This window comes from Novosphingobium sp. BL-A-41-Hi4B-X5A, from assembly GCF_055521705.1.
Genome location: NZ_CM145500.1, coordinates 1561330 through 1585693 on the forward strand (window position 1 = coordinate 1561330; position 24364 = coordinate 1585693).

At 64.5% G+C, this 24364-nt stretch carries 27 protein-coding genes, 1 tRNA gene and 1 pseudogene; 15 read left to right on the plus strand and 14 right to left on the minus strand.

Going from position 1 to position 24364, the window contains the following annotated elements; translation table 11 throughout:
• Window positions 1-42: 42 nt before the first annotated feature.
• Window positions 43-1326: an NAD(P)/FAD-dependent oxidoreductase gene (locus ACZ1JY_RS07380; protein WP_465130884.1), complete on the plus strand. Its 1284-nt coding sequence runs from the start codon at window positions 43-45 to the stop codon at window positions 1324-1326.
• On the plus strand, window positions 1326-2081 hold the full coding sequence (locus ACZ1JY_RS07385) for a DUF1365 domain-containing protein (RefSeq protein ID WP_465130829.1): 756 nt from the start codon (window positions 1326-1328) through the stop codon (window positions 2079-2081). Before ACZ1JY_RS07380 ends, ACZ1JY_RS07385 begins: the two co-directional genes overlap by 1 nt.
• Window positions 2082-2083: 2 nt before the next feature.
• Here the strand turns inward: ACZ1JY_RS07385 and ACZ1JY_RS07390 are convergent, their stop codons facing one another.
• The 3 genes from ACZ1JY_RS07390 to ACZ1JY_RS07400 form a co-directional block, all read right to left on the minus strand.
• A complete protein-coding gene (locus ACZ1JY_RS07390; protein ID WP_118073208.1) occupies window positions 2084-3082 on the minus strand; it encodes an inorganic phosphate transporter in 999 nt (332 codons plus the stop codon).
• 24 nt (window positions 3083-3106) lie between these two features.
• Window positions 3107-3754: a DUF47 domain-containing protein gene (locus ACZ1JY_RS07395; RefSeq protein ID WP_118073207.1), complete on the minus strand. Its 648-nt coding sequence runs from the start codon at window positions 3752-3754 to the stop codon at window positions 3107-3109.
• 116 nt (window positions 3755-3870) lie between these two features.
• Window positions 3871-4845 carry a magnesium and cobalt transport protein CorA gene (locus tag ACZ1JY_RS07400; RefSeq protein ID WP_465130830.1) on the minus strand — a complete coding sequence of 325 codons (975 nt, stop codon included), beginning with the start codon at window positions 4843-4845 and terminating at the stop codon, window positions 3871-3873.
• Window positions 4846-4933: 88 nt separating this feature from the next.
• On the opposite strand from ACZ1JY_RS07400, the gene ACZ1JY_RS07405 reads away from it, so the two are divergent.
• From ACZ1JY_RS07405 to ACZ1JY_RS07435, 7 genes are all read left to right on the plus strand, one after another.
• Window positions 4934-6457 (plus strand): flavin-containing monooxygenase, encoded by a 1524-nt coding sequence (locus tag ACZ1JY_RS07405; protein ID WP_118073206.1) that lies wholly within the window; start codon window positions 4934-4936, stop codon window positions 6455-6457.
• Between the two features lie 40 nt (window positions 6458-6497).
• The gene (locus ACZ1JY_RS07410) at window positions 6498-7259 is read left to right on the plus strand and encodes a competence/damage-inducible protein A (protein WP_465130831.1); all 762 of its coding nucleotides are present in this window, start codon (window positions 6498-6500) and stop codon (window positions 7257-7259) included.
• 4 nt (window positions 7260-7263) lie between these two features.
• Window positions 7264-7968 (plus strand): peptidylprolyl isomerase, encoded by a 705-nt coding sequence (locus tag ACZ1JY_RS07415; RefSeq protein WP_465130832.1) that lies wholly within the window; start codon window positions 7264-7266, stop codon window positions 7966-7968.
• On the plus strand, window positions 7949-8494 hold the full coding sequence (locus ACZ1JY_RS07420; protein WP_465130833.1) for a hypothetical protein: 546 nt from the start codon (window positions 7949-7951) through the stop codon (window positions 8492-8494). Before ACZ1JY_RS07415 ends, ACZ1JY_RS07420 begins: the two co-directional genes overlap by 20 nt.
• 73 nt (window positions 8495-8567) lie before the next feature.
• Window positions 8568-10058, plus strand: coding sequence for a sensor histidine kinase (locus ACZ1JY_RS07425; protein WP_465130834.1), 1491 nt, complete (start codon window positions 8568-8570; stop codon window positions 10056-10058).
• A complete protein-coding gene (locus tag ACZ1JY_RS07430; RefSeq protein ID WP_465130835.1) occupies window positions 10051-10497 on the plus strand; it encodes a response regulator in 447 nt (148 codons plus the stop codon). Before ACZ1JY_RS07425 ends, ACZ1JY_RS07430 begins: the two co-directional genes overlap by 8 nt.
• Window positions 10494-11534, plus strand: coding sequence for a sensor histidine kinase (locus tag ACZ1JY_RS07435; RefSeq protein WP_465130836.1), 1041 nt, complete (start codon window positions 10494-10496; stop codon window positions 11532-11534). The genes ACZ1JY_RS07430 and ACZ1JY_RS07435 overlap by 4 nt, the downstream gene beginning before the upstream one ends.
• Here ACZ1JY_RS07435 and ACZ1JY_RS07440 read toward each other — a convergent pair.
• The 5 genes from ACZ1JY_RS07440 to secE all read right to left on the minus strand — a co-directional run bounded on the left by ACZ1JY_RS07440 (window position 11509) and on the right by secE (window position 13861).
• Window positions 11509-11697 carry a hypothetical protein gene (locus ACZ1JY_RS07440; protein WP_118073199.1) on the minus strand — a complete coding sequence of 63 codons (189 nt, stop codon included), beginning with the start codon at window positions 11695-11697 and terminating at the stop codon, window positions 11509-11511. The two genes, ACZ1JY_RS07435 and ACZ1JY_RS07440, sit on opposite strands and share 26 nt — an antisense overlap.
• A gap of 92 nt (window positions 11698-11789) precedes the next feature.
• A complete protein-coding gene (rplA, locus tag ACZ1JY_RS07445; protein WP_118073198.1) occupies window positions 11790-12491 on the minus strand; it encodes a 50S ribosomal protein L1 in 702 nt (233 codons plus the stop codon).
• Window positions 12492-12495: 4 nt separating this feature from the next.
• Entirely contained in the window at window positions 12496-12927 is a 432-nt protein-coding gene (gene rplK / locus ACZ1JY_RS07450) for a 50S ribosomal protein L11 (RefSeq protein WP_039331852.1), read from the minus strand.
• Window positions 12928-13100: 173 nt separating this feature from the next.
• Window positions 13101-13640, minus strand: coding sequence for a transcription termination/antitermination protein NusG (nusG, locus tag ACZ1JY_RS07455; RefSeq protein WP_039331850.1), 540 nt, complete (start codon window positions 13638-13640; stop codon window positions 13101-13103).
• Between the two features lie 26 nt (window positions 13641-13666).
• Window positions 13667-13861 carry a preprotein translocase subunit SecE gene (gene secE / locus ACZ1JY_RS07460; RefSeq protein ID WP_118073197.1) on the minus strand — a complete coding sequence of 65 codons (195 nt, stop codon included), beginning with the start codon at window positions 13859-13861 and terminating at the stop codon, window positions 13667-13669.
• Window positions 13862-14157: 296 nt separating this feature from the next.
• Between secE and ACZ1JY_RS07465 the strand changes: the two genes are divergently transcribed.
• The gene (locus ACZ1JY_RS07465) at window positions 14158-14736 is read left to right on the plus strand and encodes a hypothetical protein (protein WP_465130837.1); all 579 of its coding nucleotides are present in this window, start codon (window positions 14158-14160) and stop codon (window positions 14734-14736) included.
• A gap of 299 nt (window positions 14737-15035) precedes the next feature.
• Here the strand turns inward: ACZ1JY_RS07465 and ACZ1JY_RS07470 are convergent.
• Window positions 15036-15111: transfer RNA gene (locus ACZ1JY_RS07470), tRNA-Trp, on the minus strand.
• Window positions 15112-15180: 69 nt separating this feature from the next.
• Here ACZ1JY_RS07470 and aat point away from each other — a divergent pair.
• Entirely contained in the window at window positions 15181-15981 is an 801-nt protein-coding gene (gene aat / locus ACZ1JY_RS07475) for a leucyl/phenylalanyl-tRNA--protein transferase (protein WP_465130885.1), read from the plus strand.
• Between the two features lie 35 nt (window positions 15982-16016).
• Here aat and ACZ1JY_RS07480 read toward each other — a convergent pair.
• The 4 genes and pseudogenes from ACZ1JY_RS07480 to ACZ1JY_RS07495 form a co-directional block, all read right to left on the minus strand.
• A pseudogene (locus ACZ1JY_RS07480) lies at window positions 16017-16433 on the minus strand (DUF2155 domain-containing protein); the annotation flags it as partial.
• Window positions 16433-16846 carry an NADH:ubiquinone oxidoreductase subunit NDUFA12 gene (locus ACZ1JY_RS07485; protein WP_465130838.1) on the minus strand — a complete coding sequence of 138 codons (414 nt, stop codon included), beginning with the start codon at window positions 16844-16846 and terminating at the stop codon, window positions 16433-16435. The pseudogene ACZ1JY_RS07480 and the gene ACZ1JY_RS07485, both read right to left, overlap by 1 nt.
• A 114-nt stretch (window positions 16847-16960) precedes the next feature.
• The gene (locus ACZ1JY_RS07490; RefSeq protein ID WP_118073193.1) at window positions 16961-17458 is read right to left on the minus strand and encodes a DUF192 domain-containing protein; all 498 of its coding nucleotides are present in this window, start codon (window positions 17456-17458) and stop codon (window positions 16961-16963) included.
• Window positions 17442-18014 carry a regulatory protein RecX gene (locus ACZ1JY_RS07495; protein ID WP_465130839.1) on the minus strand — a complete coding sequence of 191 codons (573 nt, stop codon included), beginning with the start codon at window positions 18012-18014 and terminating at the stop codon, window positions 17442-17444. The genes ACZ1JY_RS07490 and ACZ1JY_RS07495 overlap by 17 nt, the downstream gene beginning before the upstream one ends.
• Window positions 18015-18177: 163 nt before the next feature.
• Here ACZ1JY_RS07495 and ACZ1JY_RS07500 point away from each other — a divergent pair, with 163 nt between their 5' ends.
• The 3 genes from ACZ1JY_RS07500 to ACZ1JY_RS07510 all read left to right on the plus strand — a co-directional run bounded on the left by ACZ1JY_RS07500 (window position 18178) and on the right by ACZ1JY_RS07510 (window position 22320).
• Entirely contained in the window at window positions 18178-19935 is a 1758-nt protein-coding gene (locus ACZ1JY_RS07500; protein WP_465130840.1) for a fatty acyl-AMP ligase, read from the plus strand.
• 93 nt (window positions 19936-20028) lie between these two features.
• Complete coding sequence (locus tag ACZ1JY_RS07505) at window positions 20029-20298, plus strand: hypothetical protein (protein WP_118073191.1); 270 nt, start codon at window positions 20029-20031, stop codon at window positions 20296-20298.
• 84 nt (window positions 20299-20382) lie between these two features.
• Complete coding sequence (locus ACZ1JY_RS07510; protein ID WP_465130841.1) at window positions 20383-22320, plus strand: alkyl/aryl-sulfatase; 1938 nt, start codon at window positions 20383-20385, stop codon at window positions 22318-22320.
• 9 nt (window positions 22321-22329) lie between these two features.
• On the opposite strand, the gene ACZ1JY_RS07515 is transcribed toward ACZ1JY_RS07510, so the two are convergent.
• Window positions 22330-22707: a c-type cytochrome gene (locus ACZ1JY_RS07515; protein WP_465130886.1), complete on the minus strand. Its 378-nt coding sequence runs from the start codon at window positions 22705-22707 to the stop codon at window positions 22330-22332.
• Window positions 22708-22875: 168 nt separating this feature from the next.
• Between ACZ1JY_RS07515 and ACZ1JY_RS07520 the strand changes: the two genes are divergently transcribed.
• Window positions 22876-24279: an FAD-binding oxidoreductase gene (locus ACZ1JY_RS07520; protein WP_465130842.1), complete on the plus strand. Its 1404-nt coding sequence runs from the start codon at window positions 22876-22878 to the stop codon at window positions 24277-24279.
• Window positions 24280-24364 lie beyond the last annotated feature (85 nt).

Here is a 24364-nt window from a genome sequence, read left to right on the forward strand (position 1 = left end):
ACAGAGTGTGGTGCGCCGGGGGGCGCGCTCGATATTGCCGTGGTGGGGAGCGGAATCTCCGGCCTTTCGGCGGCCTGGCTGTTATCGCAGCGGCACCGCGTGACGCTGTTTGAGGCGGCGGACCGGCTTGGCGGGCACAGCAACACGGTCGAGGCCGATGGCGTGCCGGTGGACACCGGGTTCATTGTCTACAACGAGCGGACCTACCCCAACCTGACGGCGCTGTTTGCGCATCTGGGCGTGCCCACGCGCGAGACGGTGATGAGCTTTGCCGTCACGCTGGACCAGGGGCGGTTGGAGTATTCGGGCGACTTGCGCGGATTGTTCGCACAGCGGCGGAACCTTGTGTCCCCGCGCTTCTGGTCGATGCTGCGAGACCTGGTGCGCTTCTACAAGGCTGCACCCCGCGACCTGCCGGAGATGGGCGAACTCGGGCTTGGCGCCTATCTGGACGGGCTGGGCTGCGGGCCGGCGTTTCGCGACGATCATCTCTATCCGATGGCGGCGGCGATCTGGTCTACCCCGGTGCGCGATATTCCGCACCATCCGGCGGCAGCCTTCGTGCGCTTTTTCGAGAACCACGGACTGCTGCAGTTCCGCGAACGGCCGCGCTGGCGCACGGTCGATGGCGGGAGCCGCGAATACGTGAAGCGCATCAGCGCACCGTTCATCGAACGCGTGCGGCTGTCTTCGCCGGTGCAACGGATACGGCGCCTGCCCGATGGTGTTCTGATAGATGGCGGGTGTGGCTGGGAGCGGTTCGACCAGGTCGTGCTCGCCACCCATGCCGACCAGTCACTGGCCATGCTCGACGATGCCGACGACGACGAGCGGCGCCTGCTCGGGGCCTTTCCCTATCGCCATAACGAAGCTGTGCTCCATGCCGATGCGCGGCTGATGCCGCGGCGGCGCAAGGTGTGGTCGGCGTGGAACTATGCGGCGCAGCGGGGGGCGGAACAGCACCAGCTATCGGTGACCTACTGGATGAACCGGCTGCAGCACCTGCCGACCGACAAGGACCTGTTCGTCACGCTCAACCCGCTGGACGAGCCTGATCCGGCACTGGTGATCCGGCGCGAGGCCTATGATCACCCGGTATTCGACGTGGCCGCCGGCCTTGCACAGAAGCAGTTGTGGTCGTTGCAGGGCCGGCGCCGCACATGGTTCTGCGGCGCGTGGTTCGGGGCGGGATTCCATGAGGACGGGCTGCAATCGGGCCTTGCCGTGGCCGAGCAGCTGGGCGACGTGCGGCGGCCCTGGAACGTCGCGGACGAATCCGGGCGCATCCATGTGACGCATCAGGCGCGCGTGCCGGAAATGGCGTGATGGACGACGGGGCGCTGTACCTCGGTCATGTGCTGCACCGGCGATTGCGGCCCTGCATCCACGTGCTGCGCTATCGCGTGCTGCACATGGCGCTCGACATCGACCGGATCGACGACCTTGCGGCGCGGCTGCGGCTGTTCTCGCGCGGGCGGTTCAACCTGTTTTCCTTCCATGACCGCGATATCGGCGACGGCAGCGCGCTGCGCCCGCACGCTGAACGCCTGCTGCGCGAAGCCGGCATCGAACCGGACGGCGGCCGCATCGTGCTGCTGACGATGCCGCGCATGCTGGGATATGCCTTCAATCCGTTGAGCACATGGTTCTGCCACGGCGCCGACGGGACCTTGCGCGCCGTGATCTACGAGGTCTCCAACACCTTCGGCGAGCGGCACAACTATGTGATCGCGGCAAAGCATGGCGGCACACTGCACCAGTCGGTGGCGAAGCGGTTCCATGTATCGCCGTTCCTGCCGATGAATCTGGACTATGCCTTCCGCGTGCAGCCGCCGGGCGAGCGGCTCGGGATAGGGATCACTGTCTCCGACGCAAAAGGGCCGGTGCTTGCCGCAGTCCATACCGCGCGGCGTCGTGAACTGACCGACGCCGCTCTTCTGCGGGCGGCGCTGGGCTACCCTCTGGCAACTCTCAAGGTAACTTCAGGCATTCACTGGGAAGCGCTCAAGCTGTGGCTCAAGCGCGTGCCGCTGTTCCGCAAGCCGACGCCGCCCGCGACGGCGGTGACGGTGGGGCAATAAGATCAGAACAGGCGGGTGAGCAGGTAAAAGGCGGCGCTGACGGTGGCGCTGGCCGGGATCGTGATGAACCATGCCATGACCACGCGCTGCGCCACGCCCCAGCGGACGGCGCTGGCGCGGCGGGCAGCGCCGGTGCCGATGACGCTGCCGGTGATGGCGTGGGTCGTCGAAACCGGGATGCCCAGCGCGCTCGCCCCGAACACCACGATCGACCCCGCAGAAGAAGCGCAGAAACCGGTGTGGTGGTTGAGCCGGGTAATCTTGGTGCCCATCGTCTTGATGATCTTCCAGCCGCCCGACATCGTGCCCAGTGAGATGGCTGCATAGCACGACAGCACGACCCATTCGGGAATGTGGAATTCACCCTTCAGATAGCCCGTCGAGTAGAGCAGCACGGTGATGATGCCCATCGTCTTCTGCGCATCGTTGCCGCCATGGCTGATCGAATAAGCCGCCGACGACAGCAGGTGCAGCCCCTTGAACACGCCTTCGGCGCGGCGCGGCTGGAAGCTCTTGAACAGCCAGCTGGTGATCAGCACGAAGAACATGGCCAGCGCCATGCCGATCATCGGCGACATGAAGATGGCAACGAAGGTCTCGATCGTCTTCTTGGATTCGATCGCGTCGAAGCCGCCATGCATCACGCCCGCGCCGAGCAGGCCGCCGATCAGCGCGTGGCTCGACGACGACGGGATGCCCTTGATCCAGGTGACAATGTTCCAGAACATCGCCCCGATCAGCGCGCCGAACACGACCGCAGGCGTAACGATGTCCTTGTCGATGATGCCTTTGCCGATAGTGTCGGCGACATGGAGGCCGACCAGCCAGTAGGCACCGAAGTTTCCTGCCGCAGCAAAGATGACGGCGGCGACCGGTGACAGCAGGCGCGTCGAGACGACGGTGGCGATGGAATTCGCCGCATCGTGCAGGCCGTTCAGAAAATCGAAGGCCAGCGCCAGCGCAATCAGGCCGACCAGCAGCGGAAAGGCGAGCTCGTGCATCGGATCAGCTCCTGTCCCGCGCCGTCAGGCGTGGTCGATGACCAGCGCGTCGATCTCGTTCGCGACGTCTTCGAAGGCGTCAGCGATCTTTTCGAGGTGCTTGAAGATCTCGCGCGAGACGATGAAGGCGATGTGATCGCCATCGGCGCGGTGGCGCTGGAAATTGGCCTTGAGGCCTGCCTGGTGGATCAGGTCGACCTCGCCCTCCAGCTTGACGATGCGTTCGGTCAGTGCATGAAGGCGGCCGCCGTTGCGCTCAATATCACGGAGCAGCGGCATGGCTTCGGCGATGAGGCCGACGGCTTCGACGATCTTGTCGGCCATCGCCTGCATCTCCGGCTCGAAGCCGACGATTTCGTAAAGCTCGATGGCCGATGCGGCAGCCTGCATCTCGTCGATGGTGTCATCCATCGCGCCGATCAGCGAAGTGATGGCCCCGCGATCGAATGGCGTGAGAAAGGTGCGGCGCACGGTGAACAGCACTTCGCGGATCACGTCATCGGCGGCATGCTCGCGGTCGCGGATCTTGCCGACCCACTGCGCGGAATCGCCTTGGGCGCGCGTCAGCCTGGCAAGGGCATCAGCCGCGTCGACGCAGGCTGCCGCATGGCGTTCGAACATGCCGAAGAAATCGCCCGACTTGGGCAGGAGACGCTGGAACCAGCCGAACATCGATAAGCTTCCCGAATTGCCGCACGCACCAGGGGAAACGACTCGTCTCCTCCTGTGCGCGCACTAGGCCAGTCATAGTGCGGTAACAATCGGAAAGCGCGTGCTTGTCCACACGATCAGAGCCAGCCGATCCGCCTGAAGCGCAACCACAGGCCGCTGCAGATGGTGATGATCACGCCCCACACCGCAAAGTAGCCATAACGCCACTTCAGCTCGGGCAGGTATTCGAAGTTCATGCCGTAGATGCCGGCAATGGCGGTGGGCACGGCGAGGATGGCGGCCCAGGCAGCCAGTTGGCGGGTCATCTCTCCCTGCCGGTGCTGTTCGAGCAGGCTGGCGGTTTCGACAATGGCCGCAAGCGTTTCCTTCAAGCCCCGCATCCGCGCCATGGCCCGACGGACATGATCGAGCACATCGCGAAACCAGATCCGCGCGGCGGGATCGATGCAGGGAAGATCAGCCGTGACGAGACGTTGGCAAACCTCCTCCATCGGCCCGATCACCCGCTCGAACCGGCGCAACTGGCGGCGCAGGCGGAAGATGCGGCGGATGACCGACTGCTCGGGAAACACGTCGATGGCGGCTTCTTCCATCTCCTGCGCGATCTCCTCGAGGCGTTCGAGCAAGGGCAGGTAGCCATCGACGATGAAGTCGAGCACGGCGTGGAGAATGTAGTCCGGCCCTTCGGAAAGCCTGTCGCCCTGCGCCTCGATTTCGGCGCGCAGAGACACGTGCGGCCGCGTGCTGCCGAAGCGCACGGTGATGAGGAAATGGGGGCCGACGAAGAAGGCTGTCTGGCCATAGCCGATTTCCTCGCCTTCCTGCAGTTCGGCGGTGCGGGCGACCACGAACAGCGTCTTGCCGTATACCTCGACCTTGGGCAGCTGGCGGGGATTGAGGGCGTCCTCGACGGCGAGAGGGTGCAGGCCATACTGACGGCGCACGAGATCCATCTCCGCCGCGTCCGGTTCGCACAGGCCGATCCAGTCAAAGCTGTGAGGCGCAAGCTCGGCCACGCAAGCGCCGGTCAGTTCAAGGGCTTCATCGTGAGCGATGCCATTGCTGTAGCGGCGGGCGGCGATAACGGTCATGCCGACATGAGTGGCAAAGTCGGGCGCCACTGGCAATCGCGCGCAAGTGTGCTAACATTTCTGTAAATAGAAACGATGGAGAGCGATCGTGGGTGCAGAGCAGTCCACATTTACGGCCGGCAAGCCGGATACAGACGTGCTGATCGTCGGCGCCGGAATTTCCGGTATCGGCATGGCAGCGCACATGAAAATGCTCTGCCCCGACCGCTCGTTCACGATCGTGGAGCGCCGCTCGCAGATCGGCGGCACGTGGGATCTGTTCCGGTACCCCGGCGTGCGTTCCGATTCGGACATGCACACGCTGGGCTTCGTGTTCGAGCCATGGAAGCACGAGAAGTCGATCGCTGACGGTCCGTCGATCCTCGACTATCTGAACCGGATTGCCGACGAGCGCGACATCCGCCGCCACATCCGCTTTGACAGCAAGGTGGTGAGCGCCGATTTCGACAGTGCCGCCGGGTACTGGGTGGTGACCTTGGAAGGCAAGGACGGGCAGCGCAGCCGGGTGACGGCGGGCTGGCTCTACCTGGGATCGGGCTACTACGATTACGACAAGCCTTACGAGGCGCATTTCGAGGGGCGCGAGGACTTCAAGGGCGAGATCGTCCACCCGCAATTCTGGCCGGAGAACCTCGACTACGCGGGCAAGCGGGTCGTCGTCATCGGATCGGGCGCGACCGCGGTGACGATCGTGCCGTCAATGGCGGACAAGGCGGCGCACGTCACGATGCTCCAGCGCACGCCGACATGGTACGTCACCCGGCCAGCCAAGGACGCGATCGCCAATTTCCTGCGCAAGTTCCTGCCCGAGGAGACCGCGTACCGGATCACCCGGTTCAAGAACGTCAAGCTGCAGAACCTGTTCTTCAAGCGGGCACGCACCCGGCCGGACAAGGTTGCCGCGTTCCTGACCAAGCGGCTGAAGTCGTTGCTGGGCGACAAGTACGATGAAAAGGCCTTCACGCCGCCCTACAATCCGTGGGAGCAGCGGCTGTGCCTGGTGCCCGACGCCGACCTGTTCGAGGCGATCAAGGCGGGCAAGGCCAGCGTGGTGACCGACCGGATCGAGCGTTTCGATGCGACCGGCATCCAGCTGCAATCGGGCAAGCATCTCGATGCCGACGTGATCGTTACGGCAACCGGCCTCAAGATGGTCATGGCCGGCAAGATCGCGATCAGCGTGGACGGCATGCCGGTCGATTTCGCCGACCGCTATTACTACAAGGGCGCGATGTTCTCGAACGTGCCGAACCTTGCGGCGGTGTTTGGCTATCTCAACGCTTCGTGGACGCTGCGGGCCGATATCAACGCGCGCTATATCTGTGACGTGCTCAACGCGATGAAGGCGCGCGGGATGGAAGTTGCCGTACCGAAGCTGGCGCCCAACCACCATCTGGACGAGGACAACATCTACGATTTCTCCTCGGGCTATATCGAACGCGCGCGCCATCTCCTGCCCAAGTCGGCAAGCGACATGCGCTGGCGATTGAACCAGGATTACGTGCGCGACGTGGCGTGGATGCGCGATGACCCGATCGAGGACGGTGTGCTGCAATTCGGCCATCCACGCCCGGCAACCGCGCACAAGGCGCACATGGCGGCAGCGGAATAAGCGCTTTTGCGGGAGCGTCCCTTGCGATACCAATCGCGCGATGACTGACGAATCCCGCATCTGGACCGCCGCGCTGATTGTCGTGGGTGACGAAATCCTGTCCGGCCGCACGCAGGACAAGAACATCGCCCAAGTGGCGACCTGGCTCGGCGTCCAGGGCATCCGCCTGCGCGAGGTTCGCGTCGTGGCGGACGACATGGTGGCCATCATCGAGGCGGTCAACGCCCTGCGCGCCCGCAACGACTACCTCTTCACGACTGGCGGCATCGGCCCGACGCACGACGATATCACGGTGGATGCAGTAGCGGCGGCGCTGGGCGTGGACGTGGTGATCCACCCCAAGGCCCGGGCGATCCTGGAAAGCTACTATGCCACGCGCGGTGGCCTGAACGATGCGCGCCTGCGCATGGCCCGCGTCCCTGCCGGCGCGGACCTGATCGAGAACCGCGTTTCCGGCGCCCCCGGCATCCGCGTGGGCAACGTGTTCCTGATGGCGGGCGTGCCGGGCATAACCGCACAGATGCTCGATGGCCTGACCGGTCAGCTCGAAGGTGGATTGCCGCTGCTCTCGACAACGGTCGGCTGCTGGGTCGCCGAGAGCGAGATCGCCGACCTTTTGCGCGAAACGGAAAAGGCGTTCGATGGCGTGCAGATCGGCAGCTACCCGTTCTTCCGGGAAGGCAAGACCGGGGCAAACTTCGTGATCCGTTCGGTCAGCGACGCGACGCTCAAGGCCTGCGCCCATGCGCTGGAAGAGGGGCTGGCTGCAATTGGCCGCTTCCCGGTTGCCGGGGGCATCTGAGATCGTGCTGACCCGTCGCCTTGCCCTGCTGGCGCCGATCGCCTTCGCTCTGGTTGCCGCCGCGCCGGTAAAGAAGCGCGCGCCCGCCCCGCGCCCGGCAGCGCCGACCTATCCCGCACCGTCGACCGCTCCCCTGCCCGACACGGTCCGTGTGGCGCTGGAGACCGAGGCCGGGCGAATCGTCGTCGAAGTCGACGTGAAGCGCGCGCCCGCGACGGCGACGAACTTTGTCCGCTATGCCGAGACGAAGCGCTTCGATGGCACAGTGTTCTACCGCGCGATGCATCTCAACTGGGGAGAGCAGCCCAACGGCCTGATCCAGGCCGGAACGCGCGGCGACCCGAAGCGCAACCTGCCGGCAATCGCGCATGAGCCGACCAATGTGACCGGCATCCTGCACAAGGCCGGCACGCTTTCGATGGCACGCTATGCACCGGGCACGGCAACCGGCGACTTTTCGATCATGGTATCGGACCAACCGGGACTGGATGCCCAGCCGGACTCCACAGATCCCGAGGCCAGGGCAGGATATGCCGCATTCGGCCAGGTTGTTGAAGGCATGGACGTGGTGAAGGCAATCTTCGCCGCTCCGATCTCGGAGACCGAGGGCGAAGGGATCATGCGCGGCCAGATCCTGGCAAAGCCGGTGAAAATCCTGTCGGCCCGGCGCGTGACCGTTGTTGCGCCCGATGCGCCGCCCGCGCCTTGATCGCCTGCTGCTGGCCCTGCTGCCAGCGCTTACGGGATGCTCCCCGGCCCTGAATGACTTCGAACGCACGCTGGCCGCAAACGACAGCGCTACGGCGGCACTCGGCCAGTGGTGTGAACGGCGGCGGCTTGCCGAACCTCCCGTGATCCGTGCCTTGTCCGATCCTGCTGCTTCACTGGTCTCGGCCATAATCCGCCAAAACCTCGAGATTTCCCGCGACGAGCCAGTGGCCTACCGTCATGTGCGGCTGGTCTGCGGCGAGAGAACGCTGTCGGTAGCGCACAACTGGTATGTCCCGTCACGCCTGACGCCCGACATGAACCACACGCTGGTCACGACCGATACGCCGTTCGGGAAAGTCGTGGCGCCGCTCCGCTTCCAGCGTGAACGCCTGGCGCAGACGCGCGGGGCGATGGAACAGTGCCCACAAGGGACAATCCTCTCGCACCAGGCCCGGCTGCGCACGGCGCAGGGCGAACTGATCAGCCTGGTTATCGAGTGCTATACGAAGGAAAACATCCGGTAACTTTTCTTTACGCAAGACGGGAACGCAATGGCGGCCTGAGGATTTCCTGCGTCGACGGGAGTACCACCTTACGATGCCGACGACGCCGACCTACGCTTTCTCGCGCGATGCGGGGAACAACCGGCTTATCCTGCTGCTGCTCGCAATCGGCTTCGCCGCCGTGGTTGCGGCGGTTGCCGCCGTGGTCATCGTGCAGAGGCAGGCAGAGAGCGATGCCTACTGGGTGGAGCACACGCTGGACGTGGAAGCCTCGCTCAATCGCTTTGTCCGCCACGCCGAGCGGACGGAGACGGCCCGGCGCGGGATCATCATTGCACCCACCGAGACAACTTTCACGACCATCGCCGAGAAGGCCATCGCCGACGCGAATGCCGAACTGACGCGGCTCGAGGCTTTGGTGCTGGACAACTCGTCGCAAGTCCGGTCGGTCGAGGGCTTGCGCAAAGCTTTCGACAGGTATTCCAGACAGGCGCGCACCACCGAGGCGGAAGCCAAGCTGGGCATTCTCAAGGTGGAATCGCTCGACAGCGACGAGACCGTTGCCGCCATCCGCTACATCCGCGCTTACGTCGACGAGATGCTGGCTCGCGAGGACAAGCTGCTGCGCGAGCGGAACCAGGCGCAGGACAACACCCGCACCCTGCTTTCGGCAATGCTGGCGCTGTGCGCCGCGCTGGTGATCGGTGTCGCCATTGCGGCAGTTCAGATCATCCGTCGCAACATTGCCGAGATCGACGGCAACCGGCGTGAACTCCACCTGCTCAATCAGGAGCTCGAATCGCTGGTCGACGAGCGTACGGCTGAATTGCAGCGCGCCAACGCCGAAATCCAGCGCTTCGCCTACATCGTCAGCCATGACCTGCGCTCGCCGCTGGTCAACGTCATGGGCTTTACCGCGGAGCTTGATGCGGCGCGCAAGGTCATCGGCGAACACGTGCTGAAGGACGGCGAGGAAGTGCCGCAACAGGTGCGTCTGGCGGTGGAGGAAGACCTGCCCGAATCCATCGGCTTCATCCGGTCGTCCACGCAGAAGATGGACCGGCTGATCAACGCAATCCTGCGCCTTTCGCGCGAGGGCCGCCGTACCCTTGCCCCGGCGCGCGTGGCCATTGCCGAGGTGGTTCAATCCATCGTCGAGTCCCTGCAGCACCGCATCGACGAGACCGAAACGCGCGTGGAACTGGGCGAACTGCCCGTGGTCGAAACGGACCGGCTGGCGATCGAACAGATCCTGTCGAACCTGATCGAGAATGCGCTGAAGTACCTGCAACCGGGCCGCCCCGGCGAGATCCGCATTGCCGGCAGCATTGCGCACGGCCGCGCCATCATCACGGTGACCGACAACGGCCGTGGCATATCCGCCCGTGATCACGAGCGCATCTTCGATCTGTTCCGCCGATCGGGCATGCAGGACCAGCCGGGCGAAGGCATCGGTCTCGCCCATGTACGCGCGCTGGCCTATCGCTTGGGCGGGCTGGTCGAAGTATCATCAGAAGAAGGACAAGGTTCGACCTTCACGGTCAGCCTGCCGATCAAGTTTCAATCCGGAGTAGCCGATGCCTGATCAACTCGCCGTCAACATCGTCATGGTCGAGGATGACGAAGGTCATGCCCGGCTGATCGAGAAGAACATCCGCCGCGCCGGTATCTCGAACATGATCCATCATTTCACCGATGGCACCAGCGCGCTCGACTACCTGTGGAACGATCCGCACGGCCCGGCACACAATGGCCCCGCCCTTGTCCTGCTCGACCTCAACCTGCCGGACATGAGCGGGATCGACATCCTGGCCAAGATCAAGAGCGATCCGCATCTGCGGCGCACGCCGGTGGTGGTGCTGACCACGACAGACGACAAGGTGGAGATCCAGCGTTGCTACGACATGGGCTGCAACGTCTATATCACCAAGCCGGTCAACTACGAGAACTTCGCCGAGGCGATCCGCCAGCTCGGCCTGTTCCTCTCGGTCATCCAGGTGCCGGACGCCGAGGAGGCCCATTGAGCGCGGAACCCGTCCGCCTCCTTTATATCGATGACGATCCGGCGCTGCGCCGGCTGGTGCAACGTCGCCTCGGCACGCTGGGCTTCGAGATCACGCTGGCAGCCGACGGGCACGAGGGCCTTGCGGCGGCGCAGGGCGAAGATTTCGACGTGATCGCAGTGGATCACCACATGCCGGGCATGGACGGGTTGCAGACGCTTGAGCGGCTGCTTGAGCTGCCCTCGTGCCCGCCCGTCGTCTACGTCACTGGTGCCGATGACGGCCGCCTTGCCGCAGCGGCCTTGCGCGCTGGTGCTGACGACTATGTGGTCAAGTCGATCGGCGAGGACTTCATCGAGCTGCTGCGCTCGGCCTTCGCGCAGTCACTCGACAGAGTGCGGTTGCGCCGCGCCAAGGAACAGGCCGAGCGAGACCTGATCGCCAGCAACGAGCGGCTCGGCGCACTGCTGCGCGAGGTCAACCATCGCGTCGCCAACAACCTGCAGATGACGATGAGCTTCATCAACATGCAGGCTTCGGTCCTGCCCGAAGGTGAGGCGCGCAACGCGCTGCTGGCCTCGCAACAGCGCATCGGCGCCATCGCGCACGTCAACCGCCACCTCTATGCCACCGGCAATGTCGAGAGCGTGGCGCTGGACGAATATCTCGCCAATCTCGCCCGCGATCTGACCGAGACCTGGACGTCGCCACACGCGCCGCGCACCGTCGTGGCCCGGACCCAACCGATGGAATTGCAGACGGACAAGGCGGTCACGCTTGGCATCATCATCTGCGAGCTGGTGGCAAATGCCTGCAAGTACGCCTACGGCGCGGACTGCGCGGGCGAGGTGCGGATCATCCTGTCGACCAGCGCGGATGGCCGCGTTCGCCTGACCGTGGAAGACGATGGTGCGGGGTTTGGCGAGAACGCCGAGACCAAGGGCACCGGCCTTGGGCAGCGACTGGTCAAGGCCATGGCGCGTGGCCTTGGCGCCTCGATCTGCGCGCAGAGTGCCAACCCAGGCTTTCGGGTCAGCCTCGAGTTCGATCCGGGCTGACCGTCCAGTCGCCAATCGCGCCTTCCATGGCGGCGTCGGCATAGGCTTCGAGTTCACGCCAGTGGCGATCCCAGCCGGGCCCGCGCTTTTCGGGCGGAATGATCGCTTCCACCTGCAGGCGGGCAACGGTGACCGGGTTCTTGGCGAGTTCGGGATCGGGCATCCGCCGCTCCTAGACGAGTGGCGCTGGCAGAAAAAGGGCCGGAGAGGTTTCCCTCCCCGGCCTTCTTTTTTATTGGCTTCGATCGTTGAAGATCAGCCGCCGTGAACCTGGGCAACGTCGATCTTGAGGCCGGGGCCCATCGACGAGGACAGGCCGACCTTGCGGACGTACTTGCCCTTGGCGCCAGCGGGCTTGGCCTTGACGACCGCATCGACGAAAGCGTCGAAGTTGGCGCGCAGCGCTTCGTCCGAGAACGAGAGCTTGCCGATGCCGCCGTGGATGATGCCGGCCTTTTCGACGCGGAATTCGATCTGACCGCTCTTGGCAGCCTTGACCGCATCGGCGACGTTCGGCGTGACGGTGCCAAGCTTCGGGTTCGGCATCAGGCCCTTGGGGCCCAGCACCTTGCCGAGGCGGCCGACGATGCCCATCATGTCGGGCGTCGCGATCACGCGGCCATAGTCGAGGTTGCCGTTCTGCATGTCCTCGAGCAGGTCTTCGGCGCCAACCTTGTCGGCACCAGCGGCGAGAGCGGCTTCAGCCTTGTCGCCACGGGCGAAAACGGCGACCTTGACGTCCTTGCCGGTGCCCGAGGGCAGCGTGACCATGCCGCGGACCATCTGGTCGGCGTGGCGCGGATCGACGCCGAGGTTCAGCGAAACTTCAAGGCTCTCGTCGAACTTGGCGCTCTTGAGGTCCTTGAGCAGCGCGATGGCTTCATCGATTGCGTAAAGCTTCTGGTTGTCGCCCAGCTTGGTGGTCAGGGCCTTCTGCTTCTTGGTCTGCTTGGCCATGGAATCAGCCCTCCACCACGGTGAGGCCCATCGCGCGCGCGGAGCCTTCGATAATCTTCGTTGCGGCGTCGATGTCGTTCGCGTTCAGGTCCTTCATCTTGGCCTGGGCGATTTCCGCCAACTGCGAACGCTTGATCGAACCAGCCGAAGCCTTGCCCGGGGTCTTCGAACCCGACTTGATGCCAGCGGCCTTCTTGATGAAGAAGGTGGCGGGCGGGGTCTTGGTCACGAAGGTGAACGAGCGGTCCGCATAGACCGTGATCACGGTCGGCAGCGGGGTGCCCTTTTCCACTTCCTGCGTCGCAGCGTTGAACTGCTTGCAGAATTCCATGATGTTGACGCCGCGCTGACCCAGCGCCGGACCGATCGGCGGAGCAGGCTTTGCTTCACCGGCTGCAACCTGCAGCTTGATATAGCCTTCAATCTTCTTGGCCACGATGGCCTCCTTTCTTCCTGTCGGCCCGCCTGTTGGAGCAAAGCCTCAGAGTGAGCGGTCAAACGTCCCCGAAGGAACTCCCGCACGGAATCACTACCCTTTCAGGCAGCGAAGCGCGGGCCGATAAGACTATCGGCCCGCAAAAGCAAGTGTTGCCTGTAACCCTTGGCGGATCAGCCGCGAACCAGTTCGACTTCCTCGAAGCCCAGTTCCACCGGCGTTGCACGCCCGAAGATCGACACCGAGACCTTCACGCGGCTCTTGTCGAAGTCCAGTTCCTCGACCACGCCGTTGAACGAGGCAAACGGGCCTGCGTTGACCTTGACCTGATCGCCGATCTCGTAATCGACCGAGACGTTCTTGCGTGGTTCGGCAGCGGCCTGCTCGCGCGCGCCGAAGTAGCGGGCGGCTTCCTTGTCGGAAATCGGCTGCGGCTTGTTGTTGGTGCCGAGGAAGCCGGTCACCTTCGGGGTGTTCTTGACGAGGTGGTAGATGTCGTCATTCATCGCCAGCTTGGCGAGAACGTAGCCCGGCATGAACTTGCGTTCGACCTGGACCTTCTTGCCGCGCTTGACTTCAGTGACGGTCTCGGTCGGCACTTCGACCGCTTCGACCAGCTGCGAAAGGCCGATACGCTCGGCTTCGGAGATGATGGCTTCCTTCACCTTGTTCTCGAAACCGGAATAGGCGTGAATGATGTACCAGCGGGCCATATCGTTTCTCTTGGTTCTTTAGGTGGTCAGGCAAGCGAGAGCAGGAAGCGGACGGCTGCGCTGAACAGCGAGTCGATGCCGAGGAAGAACACCGCGAGGATCAGCATCATGATGCCGACGAAGATCGCCGTGGTGGTGGTTTCCTGGCGGGTCGGCCAGACGACCTTGCGTGCTTCGGCCTTCACCTGATTGAAGAACTCGCCGGGGCTGGTCTTGGCCATTGCTCTGGTGCCTTGCTTGCTGCGGCAGAAGCCGCGTGGAATCTCGTTTCTTCCGGCTAGGGGTCATCGCCGCCCCGGACAAGTCCGGGAGGGGCTGGCGATTTTCCGATGTCGGAAGTTCTGTTCATTTAGTCCGCAAGGGCCCCGTTGGCAAGTGCAGCGATGGGGTGCGGTAATGGGATGGCCTGCTCCCAGCCCCGGGCGACCCGAGCCACGGGCAGGAACGCAGCCACCTGCGCCCCGTTGAACGCCTGCACGAAAACGGGGCGCAAGATGGGGCGAAAGGAACGAGAACCATGAAAAAGATCATTCTCCCGCTGGTGGCTCTTGCCATGGCCGGCACTGCGCAGGCCCAGAGTGGGCAGGCCCAGAGTGGGCAGGCCCAGAGCGGCCAGGCCAAGGCCGAAGGCTCGGCCAACGCCGGTGCGCAGGTTTCGACCGGCAACGGCGCGGTCAATGCCAATACCGGTGTCGGCGCAGACGTGAGCACGACAGCCACCACGCAGCGCGATGCGACAACGAAAGGCATCGGTGGAGATGTTTCCACCACCGTCCAGACCCGCAACGAGGTTCGCGCAGACACGCGGGCAGCAGATCGCGCAGAACGCAAGGCCGCAACAACCGCTGAGCGCACCAAGCGCAAGGCCGAAGCTACCGCAGAGCAAACCCGTCGCGCGGCAGAGCGGACGACTGGTCGCGTGAAAGACCGCGCCACTGGCACGATCGACGACGTGGCGACGTCGGGCGCAGTCGATGCGGCCGTATCGGGCCGGGGTTCGCTGGGCGGCAGCCTGGGACAGACCAGTGCTGGCGCTGCCGGGTCGCTGCAGGGCGGCGTAGCCGGCGGTGCGTTGGGCGGCCTGCATCGCAAGTAACCCCCAGCCTCGAAACGGCATGGAAAGGGCGGGCCAGAGACGGCTCGCCCTTTTTCGTGCCGGTTTCGTCCGCTCACCGGACATTGCCACTGGCGTTGCGCAGTCGCGGTGCTAGCATCCTGCCACTCTCAAGCGAACCAGACGCGTGAGACGACTGGGGGCGGGCGCTTAGGCGTTCCGCCTCTTTTTTCGATTGCGGCAAACGGCCTGACGCATCCTGTATGGCTGCACAGTGACCGCCAGTACTTCGCGCTGTCTTCAAGGTGATTCGCGGCGCCGAACCTCGCCTTGGTGGCGAGTGGCAGGAGTGGAGGGACTCGAACCCACGGCCCTCGGTTTTGGAGACCGATGCTCTACCAACTGAGCTACACTCCTGTGCTCTGAGCGGCCCCTTAAAGACTTGACGGCGGGAGCGCAACCGACCGAAACAGATTATTGAAGATTATGGCCCGCAACGATCCCCATGCCATCCCGCCCGAGCTTCTGCTCAAGGCCTATCGTGCCGGGATTTTCCCGATGGCGGACAGTCGCGACGATCCCGAAGTCTTCTGGGTGGAGCCGCGAATGCGGGCGATTCTGCCGCTTGAGGGGTTCCACCTTTCGAAATCCCTGGCCCGCACGTTGCGGCGCGGCAAGTTCACCGTGACCTGCAATGCCGCGTTCGAAGCGGTGATCGACGCCTGCGCCGCGCCCCGCCCCGGTGCCGAGGAAAGCTGGATCAGCGCGCGGATTCGCGAAAGCTACATCGGGCTTCACGAGCATGGCCACGCTCATTCGATCGAATGCTGGAGCGAAGGACGGCTGGTCGGCGGGCTCTATGGTGTCGGATTCGCGCGCGTGTTCTGTGGCGAATCGATGTTCAGCCGCCAGACCGATGCCTCGAAGGTCGCACTGGCCTGGCTGGTTGCGTCGCTGCGGGCGGTTGGCGCGGAATTGCTCGACTGCCAGTTCACCACGACTCACCTGGCGTCACTGGGTGCAATCGAGATCCCGCAAAGCCAGTATCTGCAACTGCTGTCGCAGGCTCAGCGGCCTTATTCCCCGGCCGAAGTTGCTGCGGGTCGCGCGCTTGTCGCAGCAGTTGGCGAAGGACTGGGGGCAGGCTTTCGAGCGGGACCGGGCGCAGGATCGGGCGAAGCCGCCGCGCTGGCATTGCCGCTGGGCTTTGCCGCACTGCGCGCCGAAGCGAGCGGCTCTTCCTCGCCGGGGAAGGTCATCGCGCAGTCCTTGACCCATACGTCATAGACGGGGTGCTCGACCACGCTCAACGACGGGGCGTTCCGGAACAACCAGCCCGAAAACACCTTGCGCCAGGCAAGTGGCTGATCGGTGCTCGCCCGCTCTTCGACGAACAGCTGGACGAAAGCGCCGGTCTCGGGCGGATCTTCCCACGGCGCGGTCTTCTCGCACGTGGCGAGCTTGACGATGGCATTGCCGATCCGCCGCGATTCGCCGCTCTTGAGGACAACGTCCTGCGTGATGTTGTTGCGCTTGTTGAGAAAGCCGAGCGTTGCCACGCGATCCTTGATCGGTGTGCCGAATTCGCTTTCGATCGCAGCTCCCGAAGCCGTGGCAATCGCCGCACCGCTCTCGGTCGCCTCGGGTGGCGGCGAAGGTGCCTTCTCGCCGCATCCGGCCAGCATGAGCACGCCCGCAAGGACGAGCGCCCGGGTTGCCGGCGATGCGTCCGATGGCATCAGGCTTCCGGAACCCAGGCTTCGTAGTCGCCGGTTGCGGCGGCACGCTTGCCGCCACGCTCCAGCGCGCCCTGCGGACGGTAGGCCTGGACAGTGCCGGTGGCGTTCGGGGTGTATTCCGCCTCCCAGATGCGGGCAGGCGGCAGGTTGCTTTCAGGCACACCGTCAAACGAGCCGTGCAGCCAGCCATGCCATTCGGCAGGCACGCGGCTGGCATCGTTGGCGCCGTTATAGATCACCCACCGACGTTCACGCCCGGCAAAGGGGTGGCCCTTGGGAAAGGGCTTCTTCGCGCGGAAATAGGTGTTTCCTTGCGCGTCGGTGCCCACCTGCTCACCATTCAGTGCGCTGAACAGCATGGTGGTGACGGTGGCGCCATTCCACCATGTGAAGATCTTGCCGAGGATGCTCATGCTACCTGCCTTGGATATTACGGCGCGCTTAGCCGCTGATGGGGGGAGTCGGCAAGCGCGTTGATGCCGCTGCGCTTATCTTACCAGTCAACCCTGTTCACCATTCAACCCTGTTCACCATTCAACCTTGTCGCCCGGCTTGATGCCGAGCCTTGCCGCCAGCCCGCCGTTGATTTCCAGCACGGCCAGCGTCGGCCCGTCCGCGGGGAGCGGGGTTTCGTCATAAGGCCTGGCATTGGCCGCGATGTTGAGGATGCGGCGATCGAGGCCCACGAAGATGATGTCGAGCGGAATCACCGTGTTGCGCATCCAGAACGACGCAATATCCGGCGGATTGCGCAGAAAGATCATGCCTTCGTCATCACCGATCTCGGTACGGAACATCAGCCCCTTGGCCTGTTCGGCAGACGTGCGCGCGACTTCCGACCTGAATACGTGCGCCCCGTTGCCGCTGGTCACCGTCACCGGCGTGATCTGGAGGCCCGAGACCGGATGAACCGCCGCCGTTGCGGCCTGGGGCTGGGCCTTCGCCCCGGCGTCGGCCGCACCCGGCGAGCATCCTGCTATCAACGCAAGGGCAGAAAGGACGGCTAGTCTAGTCAGCTGCTTCATCGATCCACTCTTCCAGAGCTTCGGGGCTGGATGCATTCACCACCTCGCGCGCATAGGCAAGGGGGTGTCCTGCCCTTAGCATGGCTGCGACCTGCTTCTCGCGCTGTGCCGGGTCAAGCCCGCCGCCCCCGCCAAACGGGCCGAAGCGCCGCTTCCGCGCCATGACGAGTGCCGCCCGGCGCCGGTCGGCATCGCTGCCCCGCGCCTCCTCACGCAGGGTTTCGGCAATTCCCGCCGCGCCCAGCGCCTGGTCGATCCGCCGCGCCCCATAGCCCCGCCGCAGCAGGCTTTGCGCCTTGCCGCGGGCGAATCCGGCATCGTCGACGTAGCCGAGTGCGACGAATCGGCTGACGATCGCGTGAAGATCGGCCTCGCCTTCTCCCTCCCATCCCCGTTCGCGCAGCTTTCGCCTAAGGTAGTCGGAAAGCTTGCCCGCGCTAGTGGCAAAGCGCGCGACATAGGCGAGCGCCATTTCGTTCAGCCGCGCGGCATCGAGCGGCCTTTGCGGTTTCCTTTCGCGGCGGTTGCCACGGCCATCAGGGGAATTGCGGTCCATCCGCCACATTCGTGCCACAGTCCCTGCTAAATGAGAACGTCCGTACCGTGGTGGCGTTGTTTTCGCGTCACGGACCAGTAATGGGCCGTTCGAGCTAATGGACCGTTCATCGGCGGGTCTGCACAGGCCCGCAGGACGAATGAAGAGAACATCGGGGTATCGCATGACTGTTTCGGACGCTGTCGCTGAAAAGGCGGCTCTCGTTCCCACACCCAATATCGACGTGCAGCCACGTCGCTATGCGGACTTCGATACCTTCTGCGATGCGCTGGACTATGCGGCCAAGGGCAAGCTCGGGTTCAACTTCCACGATCCGCGCGGCACGCTCTCGCGCGTCTATCCCTATTCCGAATTGCGCGAGGACGCGCTGGTGGCTGCACGCCGCCTGATGGCGCTGGGCGTAGCTCCCGGCGATCGCGTTGCCCTGGTGGCCGAAACCGGCCCCGATTTCGCGGCGATCTTCTGCGGCGCGATGTATGCCGGCGCCTGGCCGGTGCCGCTGCCTCTGCCGACCAGCTTTGGCGGCAAGGAAAGCTATATTGACCAGCTCGCCGTCCAGCTGGCCAGCTCGGACCCGAAGATGCTGGTCTATCCCGGCGAGATTGCCGAGATGGCTGGCGCTGCGGCCGCACGTCAGGGCTGCGCCGGTCTTTCGTGGCACGAATTCCATGCGGGCGACCAGTCCGACGCCGCCCTGCCCACGCCCGATCCTGATGCGATCAGCTACCTCCAGTATTCCAGCGGCTCGACCCGCTTTCCGCACGGGGTCGCCGTCACGCACCGCGCGCTGCTGGCAAACCTTGCCGGCCACTCGCACGGCATGAAGATCGCCGATCCGGATCGTGCGGTTTCGTGGCTGCCGTGGTATCACGACATGGGCCTGGTCGGCTGCTTCCTCTCGCCGATCGCCAACAGCGTCTCGGTCGATTACCTCAAGACCGAGGATTTCGCCCGCCGCCCGCTGGCCTGGCTTGATCTGATCAGCCGCAACAAGGGCACCACGCTCTCCTATTCGCCCACCTTCGGCTACGACATCTGCGCCCGCCGCATCTCCAGCCAGACCCACGTCGCTGACCGTTTCGACCTGTCGCGCTGGCGCGTTGCCGGCAACGGCGCCGACATGATCCGCCCCGACGTGATGCAGAACTTCGTCAACGCCTTTGCCGAAGCCGGCTTCAAGGCCGAAGCCTTCCTGCCGAGCTACGGCCTTGCCGAGGCGACGCTGGCCGTGACCATCATGCCGCCGGGCGAAGGCATCCGCGTCGAACTGGTCGAGGAAGAGCGTCTCTCGGGCACGCCGCGCGATCTTTCGCGCCCGGCCCGCTACCGCGCCATGGTCAACTGCGGCGTGCCCGTGCTCGGCATGGAAGTGGCAATCCGGGGCGAGAGCGGCAACGAGCTTTCGCACCACCACATCGGCAAGGTGTGGTGCCGCGGCTCCTCGGTCATGCACTCCTACTTCCGCGACCCGGAAGCGACCGACGCCTGCATGGTCGATGGCTGGCTGGATACCGGCGACATGGGCTACGTCGATGAAAAGGGCTACCTGTTCATCGTCGGCCGCGCCAAGGACATGATCATCATCAACGGCAAGAACCACTGGCCGCAGGACATCGAGTGGGCCGTGGAACAGCTTCCCGGCTTCCACCAGGGCGATATCGCTGCCTTCTCGGTCGAGACCGAAAATGGCGAGGAAGCGCCTGCCGTTCTGGTGCATTGCCGCGTTTCCGACCCGGTCGAGCGGGTGAAGCTGCGCGACCAGATCCGCGACAAGGTGCGTTCGATCACCGGCATGAACTGCGTGGTCGAACTCGTGCCGCCGCGCACACTGCCCCGCACCAGCTCGGGCAAGCTCAGCCGCGCGAAGGCCAAGAAGCTCTACCTTGCCGGAGAGATCGCGCCTTACCAGCTCGCCGCCTGATTGTTCCGATCCGAAACGATTGCCCGACTCAAAGGCTTGACGAAATTGTCATCTTCCGATTCCCTGTGCTGCGGGGAATTTGGGAGAGGGTTTATGGCAACGGCAAACACGCCGGTCGATGACACACCGCACGAACTTTCGGGGGTTGTCGTCGGCTGGAAACATCGCGCCTTCGCACGCAACATCCATCTGACCGTGCAGTCGAGCAAGAATCCCCGGCCCATACCGGGAGCGATCGACACGCACCACCTGCTGATGACGCGCAACCAGGCCTTGCTGCTCGCCAATTACCTGATGCGCCTAAGCGGCCAGGAGATCCCGCCAAGGCGGCCGCGCACGCTGTGGGAGAGGTTGTTCGGCTGAACCCTCTTTTTGCCGCTTCCCTAAGCGCGCGATTAAAGTCACTCTGCGCCCGGAACTCCACATAGAACGGAGCCGGGAGAGGACATGCGTTTCACCAACTTTCGCCGCGCCCTGGCCGCCAGTGCGTCAGTGCTGCTCGTTGCAGGCCCAGCCTGGGCCGACGCACCGACCGGCGCCACCCGAAAGGCCAACGTCACGGCGCTGGCAGATCTGCCGATGGCCGACCGACAGGACTTCGATTTCGCCACCCGCGGATTCGTGGCGACGCTCAAGGACCCGGTGATCCGCGATGCCGCGGGCAAGCCGGTGTGGGACACCGCCGCCTTTGCCTTTGCCAGTGGCCCTGCGCCTGCCACCGTGAACCCCAGTTTGTGGCGCCATGCCCAGGTTCTCGGCAAGGCCGGCCTGTTCAAGGTCACCGACCGCATCTGGCAGGTGCGCGGGTTCGATGTCGCCAACGTGACTTTCGTGCGTGGAGACAAGGGCTGGATCGTCATCGATCCGCTGACCGCGACCGAGACAGCGGCCGCTGCCTATGCGCTGATTTCCGAGAAGGTGGCGAGACTCCCCGTCACTGCAATGATCTACACCCACAGCCACGTCGATCATTTCGGCGGCGCAGGCGCGTTCACCTCGGTAATGGCCAAGGACGCGCCGATCATTGCCCCGCAGGGTTTCACCCGCGCCGCCGTCAGCGAGAACGTGATCGCCGGGCCCGCCATGGGGCGCCGCGCGTCCTACCAGTTCGGCCTTGGCCTACCCAAGGGCCCGGAAGGTTCGATGGGCTCAGGGATCGGCATGGGCGTGGCGGCGGGCGGCCGCAGCCTGATCCCGCCGACCCGCGAGATTGGCGAAACCGGCACCGAACTCATGCTCGATGGCGTGCGGGTACGCTTCCAGATCACGCCCGGAACCGAGGCACCTGCCGAGATGAATTTCGGCTTCCCCGACTGGAAGGTTGCCGACCTTGCCGAGAACGCCAACGTCACCCAGCACAACATCCTGACGCCGCGCGGCGCTGTGATCCGAGATGCCAAGGCCTGGGCGCAAGGGCTGACCGAGGCGATCGACTTTTTCGCAGGCTCCGAAGTGCTGATCACCAGCCATGGCTGGCCGCGTTTCGGCGCGAGCGAGATCACCGAATATCTCGCCAAGCACCGCGACGCCTATGCCTACCTTCATGACCAGACGGTGCGGCTGATGAACAAGGGCCTGACCGGCCCCGAAATCGCCGCGCAGTTGACGCTGCCCCCGGCGCTGGCGGCAAAGTGGTACGACCGGCCTTATTACGGCTCCTACAGCTTCAATGCCCGCGCCGTGTATCAGTTCTATATGGGCTGGTACGATGGCAACCCCGTCCACCTCGCTCCCCTGCCCCCGGAACAGGGCGGCAGGCGCTATGTCGAGGCACTGGGCGGCGCAGAGCGGGTGCGGGCCCTGGCCGAGGAAGCGTTTGCCAGGGGCGATTATGCCTGGACGGCAGAATTGCTCGACAAGGTCATCTTCGCCGATGGCAATGATGCTGCGGCAAAGAGCCTGCTTGCCCGCACCTATCGCCAGCTCGCTTACCAGAGCGAGAACGCCTTGTGGCGCAACATGTATCTCACCGGTGCGACAGAACTGGAGAAAGGCGTCACCGCCACCGATCCTACCGGCGGTGCGGCCCTGATCAGCCAGCTCCCCCCGTCAGACCTGTTCGAGGTCCTCGCGGTGCGGCTCGATCCGGCCAAGGCCGGTGACGGGTCTGCGTCACTTGGGTTCGTTTTTCCTGACAAGGACCAGGACTGGACGGTGACGATCGCCAATGGCGTCCTCGTCCACCGCAAGGGCCTGCGCGATGGTCGGCAGGCGACTCTGACCGTCCGCTACGCAGACCTGCTGTCAGCCTTGTTTGCAGGCCAGCCGCTGGCTGCAAAAGTTGCCTCGGGCGAGGCGAAGATCGAAGGGGACCCGGCTGCCTTTGCTCGCCTGATCGGCTGGCTCGACAAGCCGGATCCTGCCTTCGCTATCGTGACGCCCTGAAAGGCAAACTCAGTTCGGCTTCTTGAGGTAGGCGATCACGTTGGCGCGGTCTGCCGCGTTGGGCAGGCCGGCGAACGCCATCGATGTGCCGGGAACCAGCGCCGACGGGCGCGTCAGCCACTTGTCGAGCGTGGCATCATCCCACTTGAGCTTGGCCTTCTGCATCGCCGCGGAATACTTGAAGCCCGGAGCCGCCGCTGCCTTGCGCCCGACAACGCCCGCAAGGTTGGGGCCCATCTTGGCGCCAGCGCCCGGCTGCACGGCATGGCAGGCCACACAACGCATGAAAATCTTCTTGCCCGCAACCGGATCGCCCTTGGCCTGTGCAAAGGCGGTTCCGCCCGCCAGCGCCGAGGCGGCCAGTCCTGCCACGATCATCGCACCCATCATCTTCTTCATCGATACACCCTGTTCAGTTCCAGAAGCCGCCAGAGCCGCAAGGCTCGAACGCACGAAGAGAATTCCGCAACCGCGCTTTATCGCGGCTGAACGCGAACGCGCTATATCAATAAGGGCAGCGCTGCAAAAAGGGTGGCGATGGGCTAGAGTCTATCAATGGAACCCCTGTCTCTCCCGCACGCGCGCCCCTTGCCCCAAGGCTTCGTTGACCGTCTTTCGGCCCGCTTTGGCCCGCAATGCCAGACGAGCGAAGCGATCCGCGCGCAGCATGGCGCCAGCGAATCGCAGTATCCTACCGTTCTTCCCGATGCCGTGGTCTTTGCCCGGTCAACGCAGGACGTGGTCGATTGCGTGAACCTGTGCCGCGAAGCCGGCGTGGCGATCGTGCCCTATGGCGCCGGCACATCGCTGGAAGGCCACACCCTGCCCCTTGCAGGCGGGATCAGTCTCGACCTGACGCCGATGGACGCCGTCCTTGCCGTGAACCATGCCGATTTCGATTGCACGGTGCAGCCGGGAATCCGGCGCGAAGCGCTCAATACGCACCTGCGCGACAGCGGACTGTTCTTCCCGATCGATCCGGGCGCCAACGCCACGATCGGCGGCATGGCCTCGACCCGCGCGTCTGGCACCAACGCGGTGCGCTATGGCACGATGCGCGAGGCTGTTCTGGGGCTGGAGGTGGTGACGCCGCAGGGCAAGGTCATCCGTACCGGCAAGCGCGCCAAGAAGTCCGCCGCCGGGTACGACATCACCCGGCTGTATATCGGTGCGGAAGGTACGCTCGGCGTCGTCACCGGCATCACCCTGCGGCTCCACCCGGTGCCAGAAGCGATCATGGCCGCGACCTGCCCGTTCGAGACGCTGTCCGGCGCGATCGAAACCGTGGTGCAGGCCTTCCATTGCGGCGTGCCCATGGCGCGGATCGAATTGCTCGATGCCATGCAGGTCCGCGCGGTCAACTTGCGCAGCAAGCTGGGACTGCCCGAGGCGCCGACGCTGTTCTTCGAATTTCACGGCACGCCTGCCGGCGTTGCCGAGCAGGTCGAGACGGTCAAGGCACTGGCTTCGGCCAACGGCGGTGGCGCATTCCAGTGGGCGACGCTCGCCGAAAACCGCAACCGTCTGTGGCGCGCGCGGCACGAATCCTATTACGCCGCCGTCAACCTGCGGCCCGGTGCGATCGGCCTGACGACCGACGTCTGCGTGCCGATGAGCCGGCTGGCCGAATGCATCCTTGCCACCCGCGCCGATCTCGACACCTGCAGCGTGCCGGCCACGATCCTGGGTCACGTCGGGGATGGCAACTTCCACCTCGTCTTCTCGATCGACCCGAATGCACCGCATGAGATGGCAGAGGTGGAAAAGGTCAACCACCGCATGGTCGCCCGGGCGCTCGCCATGGACGGCACCTGCACTGGCGAGCACGGCGTCGGGATCGGCAAGCAGCAGTGCCTTGTCGATGAACTGGGCGAGGACGCCGTCGACATCATGCGCACGCTCAAGCAGGCGCTGGACCCGGGCAATATCTTCAACCCGGGGAAGATTTTCCGGAGTTGAATCTCAGGCCAGAATACGGGCCTCTTATACCAAGCTGCACAGACTCTGACCCATGAGGACGGCGTTTTGGCGGTTCTCGGCAAGG